Here is a 20,176-nt window from a genome sequence, read left to right as displayed (position 1 = left end):
ATCGCTAGGCACCTAGAGAGCTAGGTAACTAGTGTGGATAAACTAGCTAGCATGCCTTGACAACACGCGCTGCAACTTGAAGTATGACGCGTATAATTTAACATATTTTCAACTGACGGCATCTATGATTGTTTTCTCTTCATTACAAATTCGCCGTGGCGTTCGCGTTTTGCTGGACAATGCCACCGCGACAATCAACCCAGGTCAAAAAGTTGGGTTAGTGGGTAAAAACGGCTGTGGAAAATCAACCCTGCTTGCATTGCTAAAAGGCGAATTACAAGCAGAAGCAGGTTCGGCTACCTTCCCAAATACATGGGCGCTCGCTTGGGTTAACCAAGAAACCCCCGCCCTCGATCAGCCTGCACTTGAGTATGTGATAGATGGTGATCGCGAATTTCGTACTCTCGAACAACAACTGCAATTGGCCAATGACAAGAATGATGGCCATAAAATAGCCGCCTTACATGGTCAACTTGATGCGATTAATGCATGGAGTATCCGTTCACGCGCTGCAAGTCTGTTACATGGCCTTGGTTTCAATCAACACCAATTACAAGAACCGGTAAAATCATTTTCAGGTGGTTGGCGCATGCGCCTTAACCTTGCGCAAGCATTGCTATGCCGTTCTGATTTATTATTACTGGATGAACCAACGAACCACCTTGATTTAGATGCCGTCATCTGGTTAGAGAAATGGCTGAAAAGCTATCCTGGCACATTAATATTAATTTCTCATGACCGAGATTTCCTCGATCCGATCATTGATAAAGTATTGCATATTGAGCAAGAAAGTATGTTCGAATATACCGGCAACTATTCTTCCTTTGAACGGCAACGCGCCACCAAACTGGCTCAGCAACAATCTTTATATGAGAGTCAGCAAGCTAAAGCAGCCCACCTACAAAGCTATATCGATCGCTTTAGGGCACAGGCAACCAAAGCGAAACAAGCTCAAAGCCGTATTAAAATGTTAGAGCGGATGGAAATGGTGGCACCGGCCCATGTCGACAATCCCTTTCATTTTTCCTTCCGTAAGCCGGAAAGCTTGCCAAATCCATTACTGAAAATGGAAAAAGTCAGTGCCGGTTATGGTGATACCATCATCTTAAAATCGATTAAATTGAATCTGGTTCCCGGTTCGCGTATTGGTTTGTTAGGCCGCAACGGTGCGGGTAAATCGACACTGATTAAACTACTTGCTGGAGACTTACAGCCATTACAAGGCACTGTTTCGTTAGCTAAAGGTATTAAATTAGGCTATTTCGCGCAGCATCAGTTAGAGTATTTGCATGCTGACGAATCCCCTTTGCAACATCTCGCAAGACTGGCACCACAAGAAACCGAGCAGCAATTACGTGATTATTTAGGTGGGTTTGGTTTTAAAGGGGATCAGGTGACTGACCCAAGTGGCCGTTTTTCTGGCGGCGAAAAAGCCCGTTTGGTACTCGCCTTAATTGTTTGGCAACGACCTAATTTGTTACTGCTTGATGAGCCCACGAACCACCTAGATTTAGATATGCGTCAAGCGCTGACAGAAGCATTGATTGATTTCGAAGGGGCCTTGGTTGTGGTATCTCATGATAGGCACTTATTACGTTCCACAACCGATGACTTATATTTAGTGCATGATGGTTTGGTTGAACCTTTTGATGGTGATTTAGAGGATTACCAACAATGGCTAGCCGAACAAAATAAAATGGAGTTACAACAGGCTCGCGATCAACAAGAAAAAGAACGCCCAGCGAACACAACGACAGTCACTGCGCAAGATAGAAAAGATCAAAAACGCCGCGAAGCCGAGTTTCGCCAGCAGACTCAACCTATTCGTAAAAAGTTGGTGGAGTTGGAAAAGAAAATGGAGAAGCACGCTAGCGCCTTAGCCGAACTGGAAGCGATGCTTTCTGATGCCTCCATCTATGAGCAGGCTCGCAAGAATGAGCTATCAGAATGTTTGAAAAGCCAAACCGAGCAAAAAAATGCGTTAGAAGAGGTGGAAATGGCATGGATGGAACTGCAAGAGCAGCTCGAAGCCATGACCACTGAATTCGAATCCAACGCGTAGCCGATTGATTTATCGCTTCCAAAGAACCGTAGTGGGAACAAATAGGTGTTGAATAAACAGACATTCACCTCGTTGTTCCCTCGGTTCTCTAAAGATAGCGCGTTAATATTCGCACTCCCCTATTTCACTTATTGCTCTCGTGCTGTCACACACATCACATGATATCGGCCATCAATCACTTCCGTGCCTTCAGTTTCATGCTCAAAACCAGGGAACGCACTATCCCATGCCTGTAAACCTTGTAAATAACGAATATGGGGGCTATTTTCATCACCAAAGTTTTCCCCCGATAAAAGCATTGGGATACCGGGTGGATAAGGAATAATCGAGTTAGCGGCCACTCTACCGACTAATTGATCAACCGGAACCGCTTCAACACGATTCGCCACAATTTCTTGATAAGCATCTCGCGGGCTCATCATCACCTGAGGTAAATGCGAATACGCCTGATTGAGTAATCCGCCTGGGTTATTTTTCTGTAAATAAGCAAACATATTATCCCCTAGGTCACGTAACCCCATTTCACCATAAATTTCAGGGGCAGACTGCACAACCTCAGGGAGCACCTTTTTCAACGCGGTATTACTATCATAGTGACGCTTAAAGGAAAGCAGGGTATTCACTAATGTTCCCCACTTCCCTTTGGTGATCCCCATCGAAAAGAGAAACATGATTTGAAAGTCAGTAGTGCGTGTCGGCACAATGCCATAATGATTGAGCCACGCGGTCACCAGTGCAGCAGGCACCCCTGTATCCAATAAGTTACCATCATCCCCCATCCCCGGAGAGAGAATACTCACTTTAATAGGGTCTAACATGGCCCAATTATCAGGAATATCATTAAAGCCGTGCCATTTATCCTCTGGATGCATGACCCAACAGCTTTGCTCTTTCATGAGTAGTTCAACAGGGGCATCTTCAAAGGCATATCGTTTACCCGTGGCAGGGTCTTTCACCATTTCCTGATTCCAAGGCTTAAAGAACCATTCCCCATCATTGATAAATTCTTTATACAAATAAGCCAAAGACTGCCTAAAATCGATAGATTCACGGATCACCTCATCGGTCAGTGACCGCCCGCTATTACCATCCATCATATCCGCGGCGATATCATTGGATGCACAAATCGCGTATAGCGGTGAGGTGGTTGAGTGCATTAAATAGGCTTGATTGAAACGATTAAAATCAATCGCGTTACGACCATTACGTACGTGAATAAAAGAGGCTTGTGATAAGGCATTCAGTAACTTATGCGTAGAATGCGTGGCAAAAATAGTGGGCTGGTTTTCTGTTCTTTCTTCATCACGCATTGCAAAATGGTCACGATAAATAGGGTTAAAACGCGCATAGCCATACCAAGCTTCGTCAAAATGAATACGGTCTAAAGAGCCGTCCAGCAAGTCTTGTACCTTACGTGCGTTATAACAAACGCCATCATATGTACAATTGGTCACAACACTATAAGCCGGTTTCTGTTTAACTTTCGCCTTCGTAAGCGGGTTATGCGCGATTTTAAATTTAATCGCATCTGGCGTCATTTCTTTGGGATAAATTGGCCCAATAATGCCATAACGATTGCGACTCGGGATCATATAGACGGGTTTCGCCCCCGTTAATATTAATCCTTGCTCAATAGATTTATGACAATTACGGTCAATCACCACGACATCTTCATCCGTCATACAGGCTTGCATAATTGTTCGGTTAGAGCCGGAGGTGCCCACAACCACAGAATAAGACTGGTCAGCACCAAACACGCGAGCTGCATTCTTTTCACACTCGCCGAATGCCCCTGTATGGTCAAGTAACGATCCGACAGCCACGCGCTCTATTCCGATATCTGTACGGAAAAGATTTTCCCCAAAAAAATCATGATAAATACGCCCTGCTGGCGTTTTGGTAAACCCTACACCGCCTTGGTGACCCGGCGCTGCCCATGAGTATTCATGCACATCGCTGTACTTGATTAGGCTTTTCATTAACGGTGGGAGCAATTGAGAGCGATAGCGTTGAATAGCCGCCAGTACTCGGCCTGCAATGAAGTCGGCTGAGTCTTCTAAAATCCAAGCAAATTCATCAACTTGCTCCATCATATTACGATCAAAAGCAACCAGCGCTTCTTCACGATCACTGAGCAAGAAGACGGGAACATCTTCTTGCCTACGATGTAATTGGGTAATTAAGCGATGCGCTTGAACCTGTTCATCACGGTCAGACATATCTCGACCGTACAATAAGCAATCAATACTGGTATTTGAGCGGATATAAGCGAGGCCGTCTTCAAAGTCGCGAATGATGACTGTTTCGACATGTTCATCATTGAGTTCACTGGCAAGTCTTGCTACTGCATGGCTAATGACGGAGTCGTCATCCGTTAGCTCCGTATAAACAATTAATGCCCTCATTAATAATGCCCTTATTATATTACGCCATATTATTTATTCATTATATTAGTCTTAACTCAAATAAGGGCATTTTGCAAAGAACAAGCAAGTGACTTATTGATAAAAAACAATTTTGCCTTTACTCGTCTAATTTATTGATCATAACTCGCGCATTCATTACCAACATTTTCGCTCGTGCTTCACGTTTTTGGAGCAAAGCCATAAACAGCAGGTCTGTCAGCGTATTTTGAGCCGTTCTCGATGAAATTGATGAGCTACGCCATTCGTTTTCTTCCGCAATACTTTCCAGTACATAATCTGACAATTGTGCTAAAGGAGAAAGCCTACTACGCGTAATTGCCACCACATTAGCGCCTTGTTTACGGGCAATGCTGGCAGCAGTCAGCATATCTTTACGCTTACCTGTAAACGAAATCACGATTTGAGTATCCTGCGGGGTCAAGGTCAGTGCGGCTGCAATTTGCACATGGTGATCCGATTCTACCAAGGTGGTGATACCAATCTTTTGTAATTTGTAACTTAAGTCTTTGGCCGTTAAGCCTGATCCCCCAATCCCCACAATCTGTACACGTTGTGATTTATCAATGCTATCCACAATTTTTTCAAACATTTTAAAATCGAGATGACGCGTTGTTTCGGTGATGGAATAGTTTTTTTCCAGAGCCAACTTTTGTGCGACAACCATTAGGTTATCGCTCTGAGTGATACGATTATGCAACGCCACATGGGGGTTCGCTTCATCAAGTTGTTGACGACCAATAATTTCACTGAGTGCTAATTTGAGTGCCGGATATCCCTTCACGCCGACCTTTTGGCTAAATTTAACAATAGCAGATTGACTCACATTCAACGTTTCCGCCAGTTGCTGAGAAGATAAGCTAAGTACGCGCTCGGGTTTTTCGAGGATGTACTGAGCGATCTTACGTTGATTTTCAGCAAGCCTTGGTAGCAAACACGTGATGGTATCCAGTAAAGTCATCCTTATTCCTTATTCATAGCCTATGATTAAAAATAAATTATTCCTCGTAGAAAAATAGCATTACTTAGTATTAATCCCTTAAATTCAATAAGTAACTAATCATCTCTATCTAAATCATACAGAAATATTCTTTCATATTGACAATTCAGAATAGAGAGCACCGTGATCATTATCACATCACTGGAATAAATAATTCCTTAATATCCTTCCATTAACCGAAGTAGGAGTAATTTATTATGACCATTGACTTAAGCAAAATGGTAACGGAAAGTCGTAACGCAGCGAGCACCCATATCGATCAGTTGTCTACTCTTGATATGTTGCAAGTCATCAATAATGAAGATAAGCAAGTACCCTTTGCTGTCGAAAAAGTACTGCCACAAATAGCACAACTTGTCGACAAAGTCGCCCAAGCATTTCTCAATGGCGGTAGATTGATTTATTCAGGTGCAGGCACATCAGGTCGCCTCGGTATTTTGGATGCGAGTGAATGCCCTCCTACCTATGGCACTCCCCATGAACAAGTGATTGGTTTAATCGCTGGCGGTCACCAAGCCATTTTCCGTGCTGTTGAAAATGCGGAAGATAAACCAGAGCTGGGAGAGCAAGATCTGATTAACATCCAATTTAATCACAAAGATGTACTTGTCGGTATTGCCGCTAGTGGCCGTACACCTTATGTACTCGGTGCGCTGGCCTACGCACGCACAGTCGGCGCTGTGACAGCTTCCATTAGCTGTAACCCAAATAGTCCGGTCGCCAATGCAGCCGATATCGCTATTACACCTATTGTCGGACCAGAAGTCGTGACAGGTTCTTCACGCATGAAGGCAGGAACAGCACAGAAATTAGTGCTCAACATGATCACGACGGGGGCAATGATCCGTATTGGTAAAGTCTTCGGCAATTTAATGGTCGATGTTGAAGCAACCAATGCCAAGTTAGTTGAGAGACAAGTCAGAATCGTCATGGAAGCGACTGAATGTGACAGGGAAACTGCAGAATCCGCGTTACAACAATGTCAAAGACACTGCAAAACAGCAATTTTGATGATCTTATCTGGGCTAAATGCACATGAAGCACGTCAATTGCTATCAGACAATAATGGGTTTATTCGTACGGCGCTCAACGTCGCAAAGTCCGTTTAATAAACGGAAACTGATAGGGTAAATGGCATGGCTAAAATCACAAAAGAAATGATGCAGGAGATCCTGCAAAAGGTCGGCGGCAGTGCAAATATTAAGCAAGCGGGAAACTGTATGACTCGCTTGCGTTTAACACTCAACAATGACCAACTTGTCGATAAAACAGCAATTAAACAAATCGCTGGCGTCCTTGGCGTCATCGAAAGTGATGAGCAATTACAAATTGTTCTAGGGCCAGGTAAAGCTCAAACTGCTGCTGACCTAATGAATCAAATACTCGAAAGTGGTGAACAGGTCGTTGACGAAAAAACAGATCCTTCATTAGCAACGAACCTAAGTGCACTTGCCTCATCGAATAAGCAACAGATGAAGCAGAAACAAACAAGTGCAGTGCATCGTTTTTTATCTAAGTTTGCCACCATTTTTACTCCCCTTATTCCTGGGTTTATTGCTGCCGGTCTACTACTCGGTTTCGCAACATTAGCGACTCAAACCTTCTATCCGGAAGGGTTACCTAAAACCCCAGAGCAACAGACATTTGGCGTACACTTAATTCTTTATATGTCGGTGTTCAGCAAAGGGTTATTTAGCTTTTTAAGTATTTTAATTGGCTATAATGCCCAAAAAGCCTTCGGTGGTAGTGGAGTCAATGGCGCGATTATTGCCGCACTCTTTGTATTGGGTTATGACCCCAATGCAACCACTGGGGTGTTTTCAGGAATGACCAACTTTTTTGGTTGGGATATAGACCCTAGAGGCAGCATTATCGGTGTGTTAATCGCCTGTATTTTTGGTGCATGGGTTGAAAAACAGGTACGTAAAATTATTCCTGCTAACCTTGATATGATTTTAACTTCCACCATTACCTTACTGATTGTTGGTGCGGCGGCTTATGTGGTCATCATGCCATTAGGTAGCTGGTTATTCAGTGGTATGTCATGGCTATTTATGCACCTCAATGGTAATCCATTTGGAACCGCCGTATTAGCAGGTTTATTCTTGATCGCCGTGATGTTTGGGGTACACCAAGGATTTGTTCCCGTCTATTTTGCCTTAGTGGATGCGCAAGGCTTCAACTCATTATTCCCAATTTTGGCCATGGCCGGTGCTGGGCAAGTGGGTGCCGCTCTCGCACTCTATGCAAAAGCGAAAAAAGATTCGGTTTTGCGTAATCAAATTCGCGGTGCCATCATTCCGGGCTTCCTTGGTATTGGAGAACCCCTGATCTATGGCGTCACCTTACCACGCGTGAAGCCTTTCGTGACGGCCTGTTTAGGGGGGGCTGCGGGTGGTTTCTTTATTGGTTTAATTGCTTGGATGGGCTTACCTGTCGGACTGAACACGGTGTTTGGCCCATCAGGTTTAGTTGCCATTCCGCTCATGACCTCTGCCCAAGGTGTGTTTGCAGGTATGTCGGTTTATGTCGGTGGCATTGCCGTCGCTTATGTGTGCGGATTTATTTTCACTTACTTCTTTGGTAGCAAAAATATCGATTTGGATTAAATGATAGGGGGAGCCACAATGATTAGGCTCCCCCCTTCATAAGGGTTTTTTGCCGTTTACCGCACATTTTTATTCAAGCCAAATCAAGAGGACGCAAGCTGCCGTTAATAGTCCCATCACTATATTAAAAATAAACCACGCACGACGGCTTCTTAAAAAATGGCCAATGAAGACTCCGCCAGCCATCCAAATTACCCCTGCCACTAAATTAACCATGACCACGACAATACTCATTATAATAATCGATTGAGTAAACAGTTCTCCGGGGAGACTATAACTACCGACAGCACCGAGCCCCATCATCCAAGCTTTTGGATTTAAAAATTGTAACAACCCACCTTGATACCATTTGATGTTTTTGGCGACGGTACTCTCTGTTTTCAATGGTGAATAGCTGGCGGTTGCGGTTTTCCATGCCAACCACAATAAATATATACTACCAACGATTTTCATGCCGATATGTAATGCGGGATAAAGCAATAAAAGCGCTGCAACACCAAACGCGGAAAGGTAAAGTATAGACTGCATACCCAACATGATCCCCAATAATAAGGGAACACTGCGACGGAAACCATAATTGGCAGTGCTTGATGTTAACAACATGTTGTTAGGACCGGGTGTTATTGCTGCAATAAATAGAAACGTAAAAAGTGAAAAAACTAGTCCTAGACTCATTTATAATCAATCCTAACGATTAAGTGCACTTGCATCACAAAAAAATAACAGTATGTTATGTGCCCCACAAGGGTATTACTAAATTAAATAAGGCTATGTCAGAAAACTTTCGACCAATCAACTGGGCTAAGAATCCACACCTTCAAACATTATTGCCAAGGATCTTTCGACGTACACCGAAAATTAAGCCTATTTGGCAACGACTTGAGTTACCTGACGGTGACTTTATCGACCTTGCTTGGAGTGAAGCCCCTGAGCTGGCACGCGATAAACCGCGTTTAGTGATATTTCATGGCTTAGAAGGTAGTTTTAAAAGCCCTTATGCTCATGGCATGTTAGAAAGCGCCCAGAATCACGGTTGGTTAGGGGTGATCATGCATTTCCGAGGTTGTAGTGGTGAACCGAATCGTCAAAAGCGGATTTATCACTCAGGTGAAACCAGTGATGCGCGGTATTTTTTGCATTGGCTAAAACAGACTTGGGGAAATGTTCCAACCGCTGCTGTTGGCTATTCTCTTGGTGGTAATATGCTTGCTTGCTATTTAGCGGAAAGTGGTGATGAGGCAGACCTTGATGCAGGGGTTGTCGTATCTGCTCCTTTGATGCTAGAACCTTGTTCGATTCGCATGGAAAAGGGGTTTTCCCAATTCTATCAACGTTATTTACTGAATGGATTGAAACGAAATGCCACACGCAAACTGGTGCGTTACCCAGGTTCATTACCCCTAAATTTAGCGCAATTGAAGCAACTAAAACGTATTCGTGAGTTCGATGATGTGATCACGGCTAGGATCCATGGTTTCGAAAATGCGACAGATTATTATCAAAAATGCAGTGCGTTACCAAGGTTACCCCGTATTACCAAACCGACATTAATCATTCATGCCAAAGATGACCCTTTTATGGCACCTGATGTCGTGCCTGATTTAGCACATTTACCCGCGAATATCGAATATCAAATGACTGAACATGGTGGACATGTTGGTTTTGTTAGCGGTTCCTTTAGGAAACCAGAAATGTGGTTAGAAAAACGTATTCCTCAATGGTTAACAGCATATTTAAGTAAATAAACGTCATGATTATTCCTTGGAAAGATTTAGACCCTGACACTTTAGAAAACCTGATCGAAGCTTATGTCTTACGTGAAGGAACAGATTATGGTGAACATGAAAAGTCGTTACAACAAAAGGTAGACGACGTAAAACGGCTGTTAGTTTCAGGAGAAATTGTGCTAGTCTGGTCAGAATTACATGAATCTGTTAATTTTATGCCAAAAAGTCAGTTTCGCCCGTAAACCCGTTTCGCTCATGATTTTAATAAGCATGGACGCAAACGCAGCACAGGGAGTCCATGATGTCAAAAAAGCACCCAATTATTGCAATTACTGGTTCTAGTGGTGCCGGAACCACCTCCACAAGCTTAGCATTTCGTAAAATATTCCATCAGTTAAATATCCAAGCGGCAACATTAGAAGGGGATAGTTTCCACCGTTATACGCGTCCAGAAATGGATATGGCGATTCGCAAAGCAAGAGAACAAGGCCGCCACATCAGCTATTTTGGTCCCGAAGCGAATGATTTTTCATTGTTAGAACAGACCTTATTAGATTACAGCTTACAGGGTGGAGGTCAATCACGTAAATACCTTCATACCTATGATGAAGCTGTACCCTATGGGCTTCAGCCTGGCACATTCACACCGTGGGAACCCTTACCTGCAAATAGTGATGTTTTATTCTATGAAGGCTTGCATGGCGGTGTCGTCACGCCTGAAAACGATGTCGCACAGTACGTCGATTTATTAGTGGGTGTGGTTCCAATCGTTAACCTTGAATGGATCCAAAAATTGATCCGCGATACAACAGAACGGGGGCATTCACGAGAAGCTGTCATGGATTCCGTCGTACGTTCAATGGGTGACTATATTAATTATATTACCCCTCAATTTTCACGTACCCATATTAATTTCCAACGTGTACCGACTGTCGATACATCCAATCCATTTTCCGCTAAAGCGATTCCTTCACAAGATGAAAGTTTCATTGTCATTCGTTTTAGGGGGCTAGAACAGATCGACTTCCCTTATTTATTGTCGATGTTAAATGGTTCTTTTATATCCGCAATGAACACTATCGTTGTACCAGGTGGAAAATTAGGATTAGCGATGGAGTTAATCATGACACCGTTGGTCGAAAAACTCATAAAAAGAAAACATGATTAATAATAAATGATGCTTATTATTATTTAAAATAAGCATCATAAATTAAAAAATTTATATAATTAATAAATAAATTATTGGTTTTTGATTTCAAAACTGTGGGTAACAGTGACGGCTTTTTCTAACATTAATGAGACCGAGCAATATTTTTCAGCAGAAAGCTGAACAGCGCGTTCAACCGTTTTTTCCGTTAAATCCGTTCCCGTTACAATAAAGTGCAAATTAATATGGGTAAAATAATGAGGTGCTTCATCCCTACGCTGTGACGTTAATTTAACTTCACAACCTCTCACGTCATTACGGCCTTTTTGTAAAATAGAAACAACATCAACAGCACTACAACCGCCCGCAGCCATCAAGACCATTTCCATTGGGCTAGGCGCTTTATCACCGGAATTACCGTCCATCATAACTTGATGACCTGAAGCCGATTCGCCTAAAAAAGAGAGCCCTTCAACCCATTTAACTCTTGCTTCCATATTTTATTCCCCTAGGAAAAAGTTTATCTAAAAGATTACATTGTTACATAAACCCTTTCAATCAAATAGGCGCTTTATGATGCTGAATCGATAAAAACAAGACTTTCTGAGTTTAATATGTTACAAACAAAGTTCCACCTGATAGGGTTAAGATCAAAACTCAAGGTTTCAATTGATTATATTATAGTGTTGGTATTAACTTGCTCTATAATGCGAATTAATATGCTAAGCTAGTGACTTTAAAAAACCAGCTATTCTGGTGACGATTAACCGAATGGCTGTATTAACATACAGAGGATAACGCTAATGGTTCTCGGCAAGCCACAAACAGACCCTACTCTTGAATGGTTTTTGTCACACTGCCATATTCATAAATATCCATCCAAGAGCACTCTGATCCATCAGGGTGAAAAAGCAGAAACCCTTTACTATATCGTTAAAGGCTCAGTGGCTGTTTTAATCAAAGATGAAGAAGGCAAAGAAATGATCCTCTCCTATTTAAATCAGGGAGACTTCATTGGTGAACTAGGGTTATTTGAAGAAGGGCAAGAACGTTCAGCTTGGGTCAGAGCAAAAAGTGCCTGCGAAGTCGCTGAAATTTCTTATAAAAAATTTCGTCAGCTTATTCAGGTTAACCCTGATATCCTTATGCGCCTTTCCGCGCAAATGGCAAGCCGCCTACAAACCACATCAGAAAAAGTCGGTAATCTGGCTTTCCTTGATGTCACAGGCCGTATTGCTCAAACGCTACTTAATTTAGCGAAACAACCCGATGCGATGACGCATCCAGATGGAATGCAAATTAAGATCACACGCCAAGAGATTGGCCAAATTGTCGGTTGTTCCCGCGAAACGGTTGGTCGCATCTTAAAAATGCTAGAAGACCAAAACCTTATCTCCGCGCATGGTAAAACTATCGTGGTGTACGGTACTCGATAAACCTATAATTCGTCTGACCTCAATTGCATAATGGCTTTATATCTTTGATATAGAGCCATTTTCCTTCGATATCACCACAAAACCAGCAAATAGCATAAGTATCGTTATTTTATATTATTCATATCCACTAAAAAATAAAATCTAGAATAATTAATATACTATTATTTAAAGGTTTTATTAAAATGAAAACAAGTCAACATCACCCATCCGTAAAATATATCAACCAAACAGTAGCGGCTCATGCAGAGATGCTCAAACGTGGCAATCTGACAACTGAAACAATCGCTGAATCATGTCGTATAAAAAGAAATAATCTAGAAGCAAAGTATAATTTTCTTAACGAAATACATAGCACTAAGCCAACCTCAATCACCTTATCGACACCCGTAAAATACGATGATAACGCATGTCAGGTACAGCAAACTAAAATCGATGCGGCAATCAATACCGCCAATATTCTCAATAAGAGCCAGCTCCCTTCTTTACCCTCATTATCGTTACCCTTTTCCTATTCATTAAAACCAAGCATGTCAAAAAATACGATTAAAACAAATGAGCGTCATATCTGTGATAACCAATCAACCTCCCCATTAAATGTGAAGAAACCGACGTCTGAATGTCATCTTCAACAAAAACTTGAGCAGTTGAAATCTAAATGTCATCACGTGTTAGATAAATTAGAGGCTAATCGCTATTCTGCTGAATCTCTAAAAGATCGCTCAATGCTCTACCTGAAAAAATCAGAACTCAATGCAAGCCTTATTGGTACAAACTATTCAGCACTGGATTTAGTTTGGTATATGGATAAAAAAGAACAAACTCAATCCGAGAAAGACACCATTATTAAACACTTCACTCAACCGAAACCAATTTCATATCAAAAAGGAAGTCGCATTCCCCTCAAAATAGCCACCACGACTAAGGAACTCAATCCACCGAAAAAGGAACAGTCAATTCATCAGACCGCTCATGTCATCTCTTCTCATTCTCAAGGCACTGGACGCGTCATTATAAATGGGCAAGTTAAAAGAGGTCTGACTGGAATAGCATTATCCCCTTGCGTTTCTGAGACTCACAACAAGGCAGATCCCCAACAAATACAAAATAAGGGAAACCGCATTAATCACACAAAAAATATAAGCACGCAAAGTTCTCGTAAAATAAAAAAAACGATTACTCCAAATAATGCTCAAAATGCTCCTGTTATTATTCGAAAAACATTTGCGACATTAGAGGAACAGCAGGCGTCAGTAGAAAGGTTATACAAAAAAAGATAATGATCTAATCTACTCATCAATGGTTAAAAACTCAAAGAGGTTAATACCTCTTTGAGTAAAAGACATTTATTTATTTTTTAATACGTTTTCAATCACTGTTTCTAATTTTTTCATACCACTATTAATTTCTTCCTCAGAAATAATTAATGATGGAGTAAAGCGTAATACATTTGGCCCAGCATTGAGCATCATTAATCCCTCAATGGCACACGCCTGTAAAATCTCTTTCGAACGATGATTGAGTTGGTTTTTCAATTCTGCACCAATTAATAACCCTTTCCCTCTGATCTCAGCAAAAATATCATATTTTTCATTGAGCTTATTCAAGTGGGAAACAAATAGCTCATGTCGCTTGATGACACCATCCAACACTTTTGGTGTATTGATAATATCAAACGCCGCATTACCGACAGCACAAGCTAACGGATTTCCACCATAAGTCGTACCGTGTGTACCAAGCCCCATTTCTTGCGCTATTTCATGGGTGGTCAGCATCGCACTAATAGGAAAACCGCCACCAAGAGCTTTCGCAGTGGTCAGAATATCGGGCGCCACACCATAATCCATATAAGAGAATAACTTACCAGTACGCCCCATACCACTTTGTACTTCATCAAAGACCAATAGAGCCTTATTATCATCACATAACTGACGCACGCCTTGTATAAACGCTTGCGTTGCAGCAGTGACGCCCCCTTCCCCTTGTACAGGTTCCAATACGACCGCGCATGTATTTTCATCAATGACCGCTTTGACCGCATCAAGGTCATTAAATGGCACATGAATAATATCAGCGGGTTTTGGTCCAAAGCCATCCGCATATTTGGCTTGCCCTCCAACTGATACGGTAAAAAAGGTACGACCATGAAAGGCTTGCTTAAAAGCGATGATCTTCGTTTTATATGGATTGTATTTAGTGATAGCGTAATGACGCGCTAATTTAAATGCGGCTTCATTGGCTTCAGCACCAGAGTTTGCAAAAAAGACACGTTCAGCAAAAGTGGCTTCAATTAGCTTTTGAGCCAATCTTAGCGCAGGCTCATTGGTAAAAATATTACTCACATGCCACAGCTTTTCGCTCTGTTCACGAACTGCATCAACTAAAGCAGGATGGCAATGACCGAGTGCTAACACCGCAATCCCACCAGCAAAGTCGATATACTCTTTACCTTGCTGGTCCCAAACTCGGCTACCTTCCCCACGAACAGGAATGAATTCTGCCGGAGAATAAATAGGTAACATCACCTCATCATAGGTCTGCCGATTTACTGCTTGTTGTTCTTTCATACCCCTCACCTGCTTTTGCTTAGTGCTTAAGTGAAAATATAAGCAATAAATATGAATAAAAAATCACAAAAGAGCAATAGCTAAGCGAGTGATGAAGTGAATTTTATTTTTTTGTTGAAATAAGCAACGTCTAGTATTTTAGGAAATTATTCAGTAGATCATGACCTTGCTCACTCAAAATACTTTCTGGGTGAAACTGAACACCTTCGATTGGTAGGGTTTTATGACGTATTCCCATAATTTCATCCACATCACCGTTATTCAGTGACCATGCGGACACATCAAAAGATGCTGGCAATGTTTCCGCGGCGATGACGAGGGAATGATAACGAGTTACCGTAAGCGGCCTATTTAACCCTTTAAAAACCCCTTGATGATTATGATGAATAGCAGAAGTCTTGCCGTGCATCACTTCTCTTGCTTTCACAACCGTGGCTCCAAAGGCTTGACCGATCGCTTGATGACCAAGGCAAATCCCTAAAATTGGAATTTTACCTGCAAAATATTTAATGGCTTCAAGAGAGATCCCTGCCTCATCAGGCGTGCAAGGTCCTGGTGAGATCACTAGGTGTGTAGGCGCTAATAATTCTATCTCTTCGATAGAAATTTCATCATTACGTTTAACGAGTACTTCTGCGCCTAATTCGCAAAAGTATTGATATAAGTTATAAGTAAATGAATCGTAATTATCAATAAGTAAAAGCATAGTAGCCTATCCGACTGATTTTTATCATTATATATTATATCCCCAGCATAGTTTACTACCATTAGCAATCAGAATACGAGCTAAAAAGCAGTGAAAAATAATAAGGGGCGGGTATCATAACACAGCCGAGGCAGGAAAATAGCCTATTTAAATCAAGTAATCCAATTTATCTAAACCATTTTCCATATAAAAATCATGGGATTATATTTACATACTGATAACAAATTATTCTTAATTAATAAAATAATAATTCTTAACTCTACAAGCATTCATTCGATTAAACGATTTCAGCTTTAGGGTATGACATCACATACCCTAAATCAGTTTATCGCTGAAAAACCAACTTACCCTGCACAAAAGTAGCCTGTATTTCTCCTGCGGTATCACAGAGTGTTAAATTCGCTTGCTTACCAGGCGCGATGGAACCCAAACGGTCAGCAATCCCTAACGCTTTTGCCGGATATAAACTGCCATGTAGCCATGCTTGTGCGAAAGATATATTGCAAGCTTGCTGTAGCGTGCTCACTCCCCGTTCTAAGGTCAAGGTACTCCCCGCGAGACTACCGCTTTCAGTTCGAACGACACCATTTTTCATCTGAACCGTCATTTCACCGAGAGAGTATTCACCATCTGGCATGCCGGCCGCACGCATTGCATCTGTAATCAACAACAAACGTTCCCCACAACAACGGTAAACCACGTTGATTGCAGCTGGATGCACATGGTGACCATCACAGATTAATTCCACCTGACATTGGTCGTGAGTTAATGCAGCACCAACCATACCCGGCTCACGGTGGTGTAGACCATTCATTCCGTTGTAGCAATGGACAACCCCATCCGCACCTTGATTTAACCCTTGTTGCGTTAATGCATAATCTGCACTTGAATGACCAATCATGACACGCACTCCCTGTGACTTTAACCAAGGTATTAGCTCAAGTGACGTTGGATGCTCAGGGGCTAGCGCCACACATTTTAAACTACCTTCTGCAACCGCTATCCATCGCTGTAATAACGCTTTTTCCGGTTGATGTAATAAATGTTGTGGATGAGCCCCTTTATGTTGTGCCGTAAAAAATGGCCCTTCAAGATAGCTCCCTAAAATTTCGGCACCATCCACACCTTGTTTTTGGCTGTTTTTAACTTGAACCAATGCTCGTTCAATAGCGTTATGATGAGCAGTGACTGTTGTTGCCAAAAACGCACCAACACCTTTTGATGCTAAGAAACGAGAGATATTATTGAGTGATTCATGGGTCGCATCCATCACATCAGCACCCGCGCTTCCGTGAATATGGGTATCAATAAGTGCAGGTAATAATGTGAATGGCGACGGCTGTTCCGCAGACTGCGTATTCGGGATCACACGCTGGATACCCCCATGATCATCCAATATGACTAAAACATTATCCGCCCACCCCGAAGGCAATAATGCCCTACGAACATATATCTGCTTATTTGATTTAATCATCTTACATCCTATCAATGCCTCTTGTATGCATAAGTGAGCGCCACTTACATCATACCGGCACTCCCACAAATCGTAATTTTACTTTCAACAACTTTGCGCATGGCCTCTTTACCCGGTGTGATATATTTGCGAGGGTCGTTAGCATCTGGATGCTCGGCAAAATGCGCTTTGACAGCATCAGCAAAAGCAATTTTTAAATCTGTTGCCACGTTGACTTTACACACACCAAGCGAAATAGCCCGTTTAATCATGTTTTCAGGGATCCCTGAAGCCCCATGTAATACCAGAGGAATATCAACCTGCTGCTTAATCGCTGCTAGGCGCTCAAAATCAAGGTGAGGTTCGCCATGGTACAAACCATGCGCTGACCCTATCGCGACGGCTAAGGAATCAATGCCTGTCCGCGTGATATACTCTTTTGCTGCCATCGGATCAGTATAGAAGCTATCTTTACTGTCGACGACCAAATCATCTTCTTGCCCACCTAATCGTCCTAGCTCAGCTTCAACGCTAACATCATAGTTTTGACAATACTTCACCACTTTCTTGACCGTTTCGATGTTTTGCTCAAAAGCAAAGTGAGAACCATCAATCATCACAGAACGAATGCCTGCTCTGACTTTATGGCAAATATCGTCATACTCTTCATGATGATCAAGATGCAACGCAATAGGTAGACGGTTCACCCGTGCCGCTTCACGACAAATTGAGACCATGTATTCCAACCCCGCATAAGTAAAAGTGCTTGGTGTGCCGGCAAGAATAACGGGGGATGACATCGCTGCTGCCGTTTCAACAACAACTTGAACCGTTTCTAGGTTATGGACATTAAAAGCCGGTACCGCATAACCACGGTATTGTGCTTTTTTCAGCATTTCACGGTTAGAAATTAAATACATATGCTCTCCTTAAATGCCATCATCATTCACAACAGCGTCTTTTTCACGTTGTTGCTCATGCCACAAACTGGTTAAACCGCGGTGCCCACATTCCAATGCCATATCTCGAAATTCTGCAACTGACATACCGTCGCGCTCTAGCATCATTTCTGCTGCCATTTGCATATTGGTTCCGGTGATAACTTGATAATTTTCATTTTCTAGCGCCATCAATGACGCCTGCCGAAATGGAGATCCCCCTAATAAGTCAGTGAGAAAAACAACCCCCTCCCCTCGGTCACATTGCTGGCTCGCCTTTTTTAAGGCCTGCTGGAGCGTGTCGGTACACATACCTTCAGGAAAATCGATAGCAACACATTGTTCTTGCGGGCCTATCACCTGTTGTACTGCTTGTAATAGGCCACTCGCAAATCCCCCATGACCTGTAATCACTACACCTAACATTTGCCAACCCCTTATAAGAATCCAACTAATTTACCAAGCACGCCAAATACCACAGTGACACCAATGAGTTTCACGGGTGAAAAGCCCTTTTTCATTAGCCAGTAGACAAGCAATGTAAAACTGAGAGGCAATAAATTTGGCATCAGTTTGTCTAATACGTCTGTTTGTAGCGCCACTTTAGCTTCACCGGCCGTCATGACTAACGGTGTAGAGAGATGCACATAAGAAGCCACGAGGGCACCGATCACCGTCATCCCAACAATGGAAGCTGCATGAGAAATATTCTTTGTGTGTGCTTTTAGCATGGCTATCGCTTTTGTTCCTGCTCGATAGCCGTAATGAGCCAATCCAAAACGTAACGCAAAATGCACGATGTTAAACATCAGCAGGAAAATGATGGGACCAAATAAACTTCCTTGCAGAGCGAGTGAGGCGCCAATACCGGCACAAATGGGCAATAACGTCAGCCAGAACAGCGCATCCCCAATGCCACCCAACGGCCCCATTAACGCTATTTTCACAGCGCGAATCGTCGAGATTTTCTCTTTACTGCGCTCCATCGCCAGCACTAAACCCGATAAAAATGTCACATCAAACGGGTGCACGTTGATAAATTCCATGTGCATTTTCATCGAATTCGATAAGTCTTCCGGCTTTTTATGAATTTTACGTAGTGCTGGGATCAGCGTATAAAGCCAGCCACCCGCTTGCATACGTTCATAGTTAAAAGAAGCCTGTAGTAGTAATGAGCGCAGCGCCATAACGTTAATATCACGGTTAGTGAGTCCTGTTGCAGGTTCGCTATCAAGGTAATCATCACGCTCTACCTGACTCGTTGCCATCGCTTGAGCCATTCGCTGCTCCGCTTTTGCTGCCAGAGCTTCATCATTGTCATTAAATGCCATCATTCATCTCCTGAGCAACTTTCGGTGAGCTGCCGTTATCATTGTTGTCATTGCGAGTACGGTTGAAGAAATCAATCAGTGCGATTGCGAATGCCCCCAGCGCGACCGCGATAATAGGCATGTTTAAGAACGTCACTGAAATAAAACCAAGAATAAAATAGGCAACATAGGTCTTTTTCATCATGATTTTCATCAGTAATGAGAAACCAATCGCTGGCATCATTCCACCGGCTACGGCTAACCCATCCAAAAGCCATTGCGGCGCTTTTTGTACCATGGCACTTGCGGCATCAGCACCAAAGTAAATGGGTAAGAAAGCAACAATAAAGTAGAAAGAAAATAGAATAAGGATCCCAAAATAGTTCACCATCTCAATACCGCGCCAATTGAGCTTTTTCACCATTTCGTCGCATTTATGCATCATAGGCGAATAAAGTGTGAACAACAGTGTGATACAACCTTGTACGGCGATAGAAAATGGAACCGCAATACCGATAGCAACTTTAGGATCAGCCTGTGTCATGATGGCAAATGTTGTTCCAATAATGCCGCCAATAACGACATTAGGTGGTTGAGCCCCAGCAAGTGGCACCATTCCCATCCAAACCAATTCCAATGTTCCGCCGACTAATAATCCAGTTTGAACATCGCCTAAAATCAATCCAACAATGGGGCCAATCACCACGGGTCGATGAAAGTGCGTCAAGCCATTAAATAAATCGACCCCAGCAATCCCCGCAATTAAAGCGATAAGTAGTGCGTCAGCCAGCATACTGACCT

The 20,176-nt window shown here is 42.5% G+C and carries 19 protein-coding genes; 8 read left to right on the top strand and 11 right to left on the bottom strand.

Annotated elements, in window-relative coordinates; all coding sequences use genetic code 11:
- Positions 1–124: 124 nt before the first annotated feature.
- A complete protein-coding gene (locus M1F03_RS01660; RefSeq protein WP_154623256.1) occupies positions 125–2,062 on the top strand; it encodes an ABC transporter ATP-binding protein in 1,938 nt (645 codons plus the stop codon).
- A gap of 128 nt (positions 2,063–2,190) precedes the next feature.
- Here the strand turns inward: M1F03_RS01660 and adiA are convergent, their stop codons facing one another.
- Together adiA and M1F03_RS01650 are read right to left on the bottom strand one after the other, a co-directional pair.
- Positions 2,191–4,467: an arginine decarboxylase gene (gene adiA / locus M1F03_RS01655; protein WP_163860555.1), complete on the bottom strand. Its 2,277-nt coding sequence runs from the start codon at positions 4,465–4,467 to the stop codon at positions 2,191–2,193.
- Between the two features lie 118 nt (positions 4,468–4,585).
- Positions 4,586–5,446, bottom strand: a complete 861-nt coding sequence (locus M1F03_RS01650; RefSeq protein WP_154623254.1) for a MurR/RpiR family transcriptional regulator — start codon at positions 5,444–5,446, stop codon at positions 4,586–4,588.
- A 236-nt stretch (positions 5,447–5,682) separates the two neighbouring features.
- Here M1F03_RS01650 and murQ point away from each other — a divergent pair, with 236 nt between their 5' ends.
- Together murQ and murP are read left to right on the top strand one after the other, a co-directional pair.
- Positions 5,683–6,594, top strand: coding sequence for an N-acetylmuramic acid 6-phosphate etherase (murQ, locus tag M1F03_RS01645; protein ID WP_154623253.1), 912 nt, complete (start codon positions 5,683–5,685; stop codon positions 6,592–6,594).
- Positions 6,595–6,621: 27 nt separating this feature from the next.
- Complete coding sequence (gene murP, locus M1F03_RS01640; RefSeq protein WP_163860554.1) at positions 6,622–8,094, top strand: PTS N-acetylmuramic acid transporter subunit IIBC; 1,473 nt, start codon at positions 6,622–6,624, stop codon at positions 8,092–8,094.
- Between the two features lie 69 nt (positions 8,095–8,163).
- Here murP and M1F03_RS01635 read toward each other — a convergent pair whose 3' ends face one another.
- The gene (locus M1F03_RS01635; protein WP_318840064.1) at positions 8,164–8,769 is read right to left on the bottom strand and encodes a LysE family translocator; all 606 of its coding nucleotides are present in this window, start codon (positions 8,767–8,769) and stop codon (positions 8,164–8,166) included.
- A 95-nt stretch (positions 8,770–8,864) separates the two neighbouring features.
- Here M1F03_RS01635 and M1F03_RS01630 point away from each other — a divergent pair, with 95 nt between their 5' ends.
- The 3 genes from M1F03_RS01630 to M1F03_RS01620 are packed head-to-tail and all read left to right on the top strand — an operon-like array spanning position 8,865 to position 10,989.
- Positions 8,865–9,839 (top strand): hydrolase, encoded by a 975-nt coding sequence (locus M1F03_RS01630; protein WP_163860553.1) that lies wholly within the window; start codon positions 8,865–8,867, stop codon positions 9,837–9,839.
- Between the two features lie 5 nt (positions 9,840–9,844).
- A complete protein-coding gene (locus tag M1F03_RS01625) occupies positions 9,845–10,063 on the top strand; it encodes a YheU family protein (RefSeq protein WP_154623249.1) in 219 nt (72 codons plus the stop codon).
- A 59-nt stretch (positions 10,064–10,122) separates the two neighbouring features.
- A complete protein-coding gene (locus M1F03_RS01620) occupies positions 10,123–10,989 on the top strand; it encodes a phosphoribulokinase (RefSeq protein WP_154635710.1) in 867 nt (288 codons plus the stop codon).
- Positions 10,990–11,060: 71 nt separating this feature from the next.
- Here M1F03_RS01620 and M1F03_RS01615 read toward each other — a convergent pair whose 3' ends face one another.
- Positions 11,061–11,465 carry an OsmC family protein gene (locus M1F03_RS01615; RefSeq protein ID WP_318840063.1) on the bottom strand — a complete coding sequence of 135 codons (405 nt, stop codon included), beginning with the start codon at positions 11,463–11,465 and terminating at the stop codon, positions 11,061–11,063.
- A gap of 306 nt (positions 11,466–11,771) precedes the next feature.
- Here M1F03_RS01615 and crp point away from each other — a divergent pair, with 306 nt between their 5' ends.
- A complete protein-coding gene (crp, locus tag M1F03_RS01610) occupies positions 11,772–12,404 on the top strand; it encodes a cAMP-activated global transcriptional regulator CRP (RefSeq protein ID WP_004923862.1) in 633 nt (210 codons plus the stop codon).
- Between the two features lie 182 nt (positions 12,405–12,586).
- The gene (locus M1F03_RS01605) at positions 12,587–13,681 is read left to right on the top strand and encodes a hypothetical protein (RefSeq protein WP_251464919.1); all 1,095 of its coding nucleotides are present in this window, start codon (positions 12,587–12,589) and stop codon (positions 13,679–13,681) included.
- A 66-nt stretch (positions 13,682–13,747) separates the two neighbouring features.
- Here the strand turns inward: M1F03_RS01605 and M1F03_RS01600 are convergent, their stop codons facing one another.
- From M1F03_RS01600 to agaW, 7 genes are all read right to left on the bottom strand, one after another.
- Positions 13,748–14,968 (bottom strand): aspartate aminotransferase family protein, encoded by a 1,221-nt coding sequence (locus M1F03_RS01600; protein WP_154622467.1) that lies wholly within the window; start codon positions 14,966–14,968, stop codon positions 13,748–13,750.
- Positions 14,969–15,098: 130 nt separating this feature from the next.
- Entirely contained in the window at positions 15,099–15,674 is a 576-nt protein-coding gene (locus tag M1F03_RS01595; RefSeq protein ID WP_154622466.1) for an aminodeoxychorismate synthase component II, read from the bottom strand.
- 325 nt (positions 15,675–15,999) lie between these two features.
- Positions 16,000–17,148 (bottom strand): N-acetylglucosamine-6-phosphate deacetylase, encoded by a 1,149-nt coding sequence (gene nagA / locus M1F03_RS01590; protein WP_163860552.1) that lies wholly within the window; start codon positions 17,146–17,148, stop codon positions 16,000–16,002.
- Positions 17,149–17,192: 44 nt separating this feature from the next.
- Positions 17,193–18,047, bottom strand: a complete 855-nt coding sequence (locus M1F03_RS01585) for a tagatose bisphosphate family class II aldolase (RefSeq protein WP_154622078.1) — start codon at positions 18,045–18,047, stop codon at positions 17,193–17,195.
- Between the two features lie 9 nt (positions 18,048–18,056).
- The gene (gene agaF, locus M1F03_RS01580) at positions 18,057–18,491 is read right to left on the bottom strand and encodes a PTS galactosamine/N-acetylgalactosamine transporter subunit IIA (RefSeq protein WP_163860551.1); all 435 of its coding nucleotides are present in this window, start codon (positions 18,489–18,491) and stop codon (positions 18,057–18,059) included.
- An 11-nt stretch (positions 18,492–18,502) separates the two neighbouring features.
- Positions 18,503–19,396, bottom strand: coding sequence for a PTS system mannose/fructose/sorbose family transporter subunit IID (locus M1F03_RS01575; protein WP_154622088.1), 894 nt, complete (start codon positions 19,394–19,396; stop codon positions 18,503–18,505).
- A complete protein-coding gene (gene agaW, locus M1F03_RS01570; protein WP_154622080.1) occupies positions 19,386–20,168 on the bottom strand; it encodes a PTS N-acetylgalactosamine transporter subunit IIC in 783 nt (260 codons plus the stop codon). The genes M1F03_RS01575 and agaW overlap by 11 nt, the downstream gene beginning before the upstream one ends.
- Between the last annotated feature and the right edge of the window lie 8 nt (positions 20,169–20,176).

Source organism: Providencia sp. PROV080, assembly GCF_033688105.1.
Taxonomy (GTDB): Bacteria; Pseudomonadota; Gammaproteobacteria; order Enterobacterales; family Enterobacteriaceae; genus Providencia; species Providencia zhejiangensis.
The sequence above is the reverse complement of the archived record's forward strand: the minus strand, read 5'-3'. Positions and strand labels throughout refer to the sequence as shown.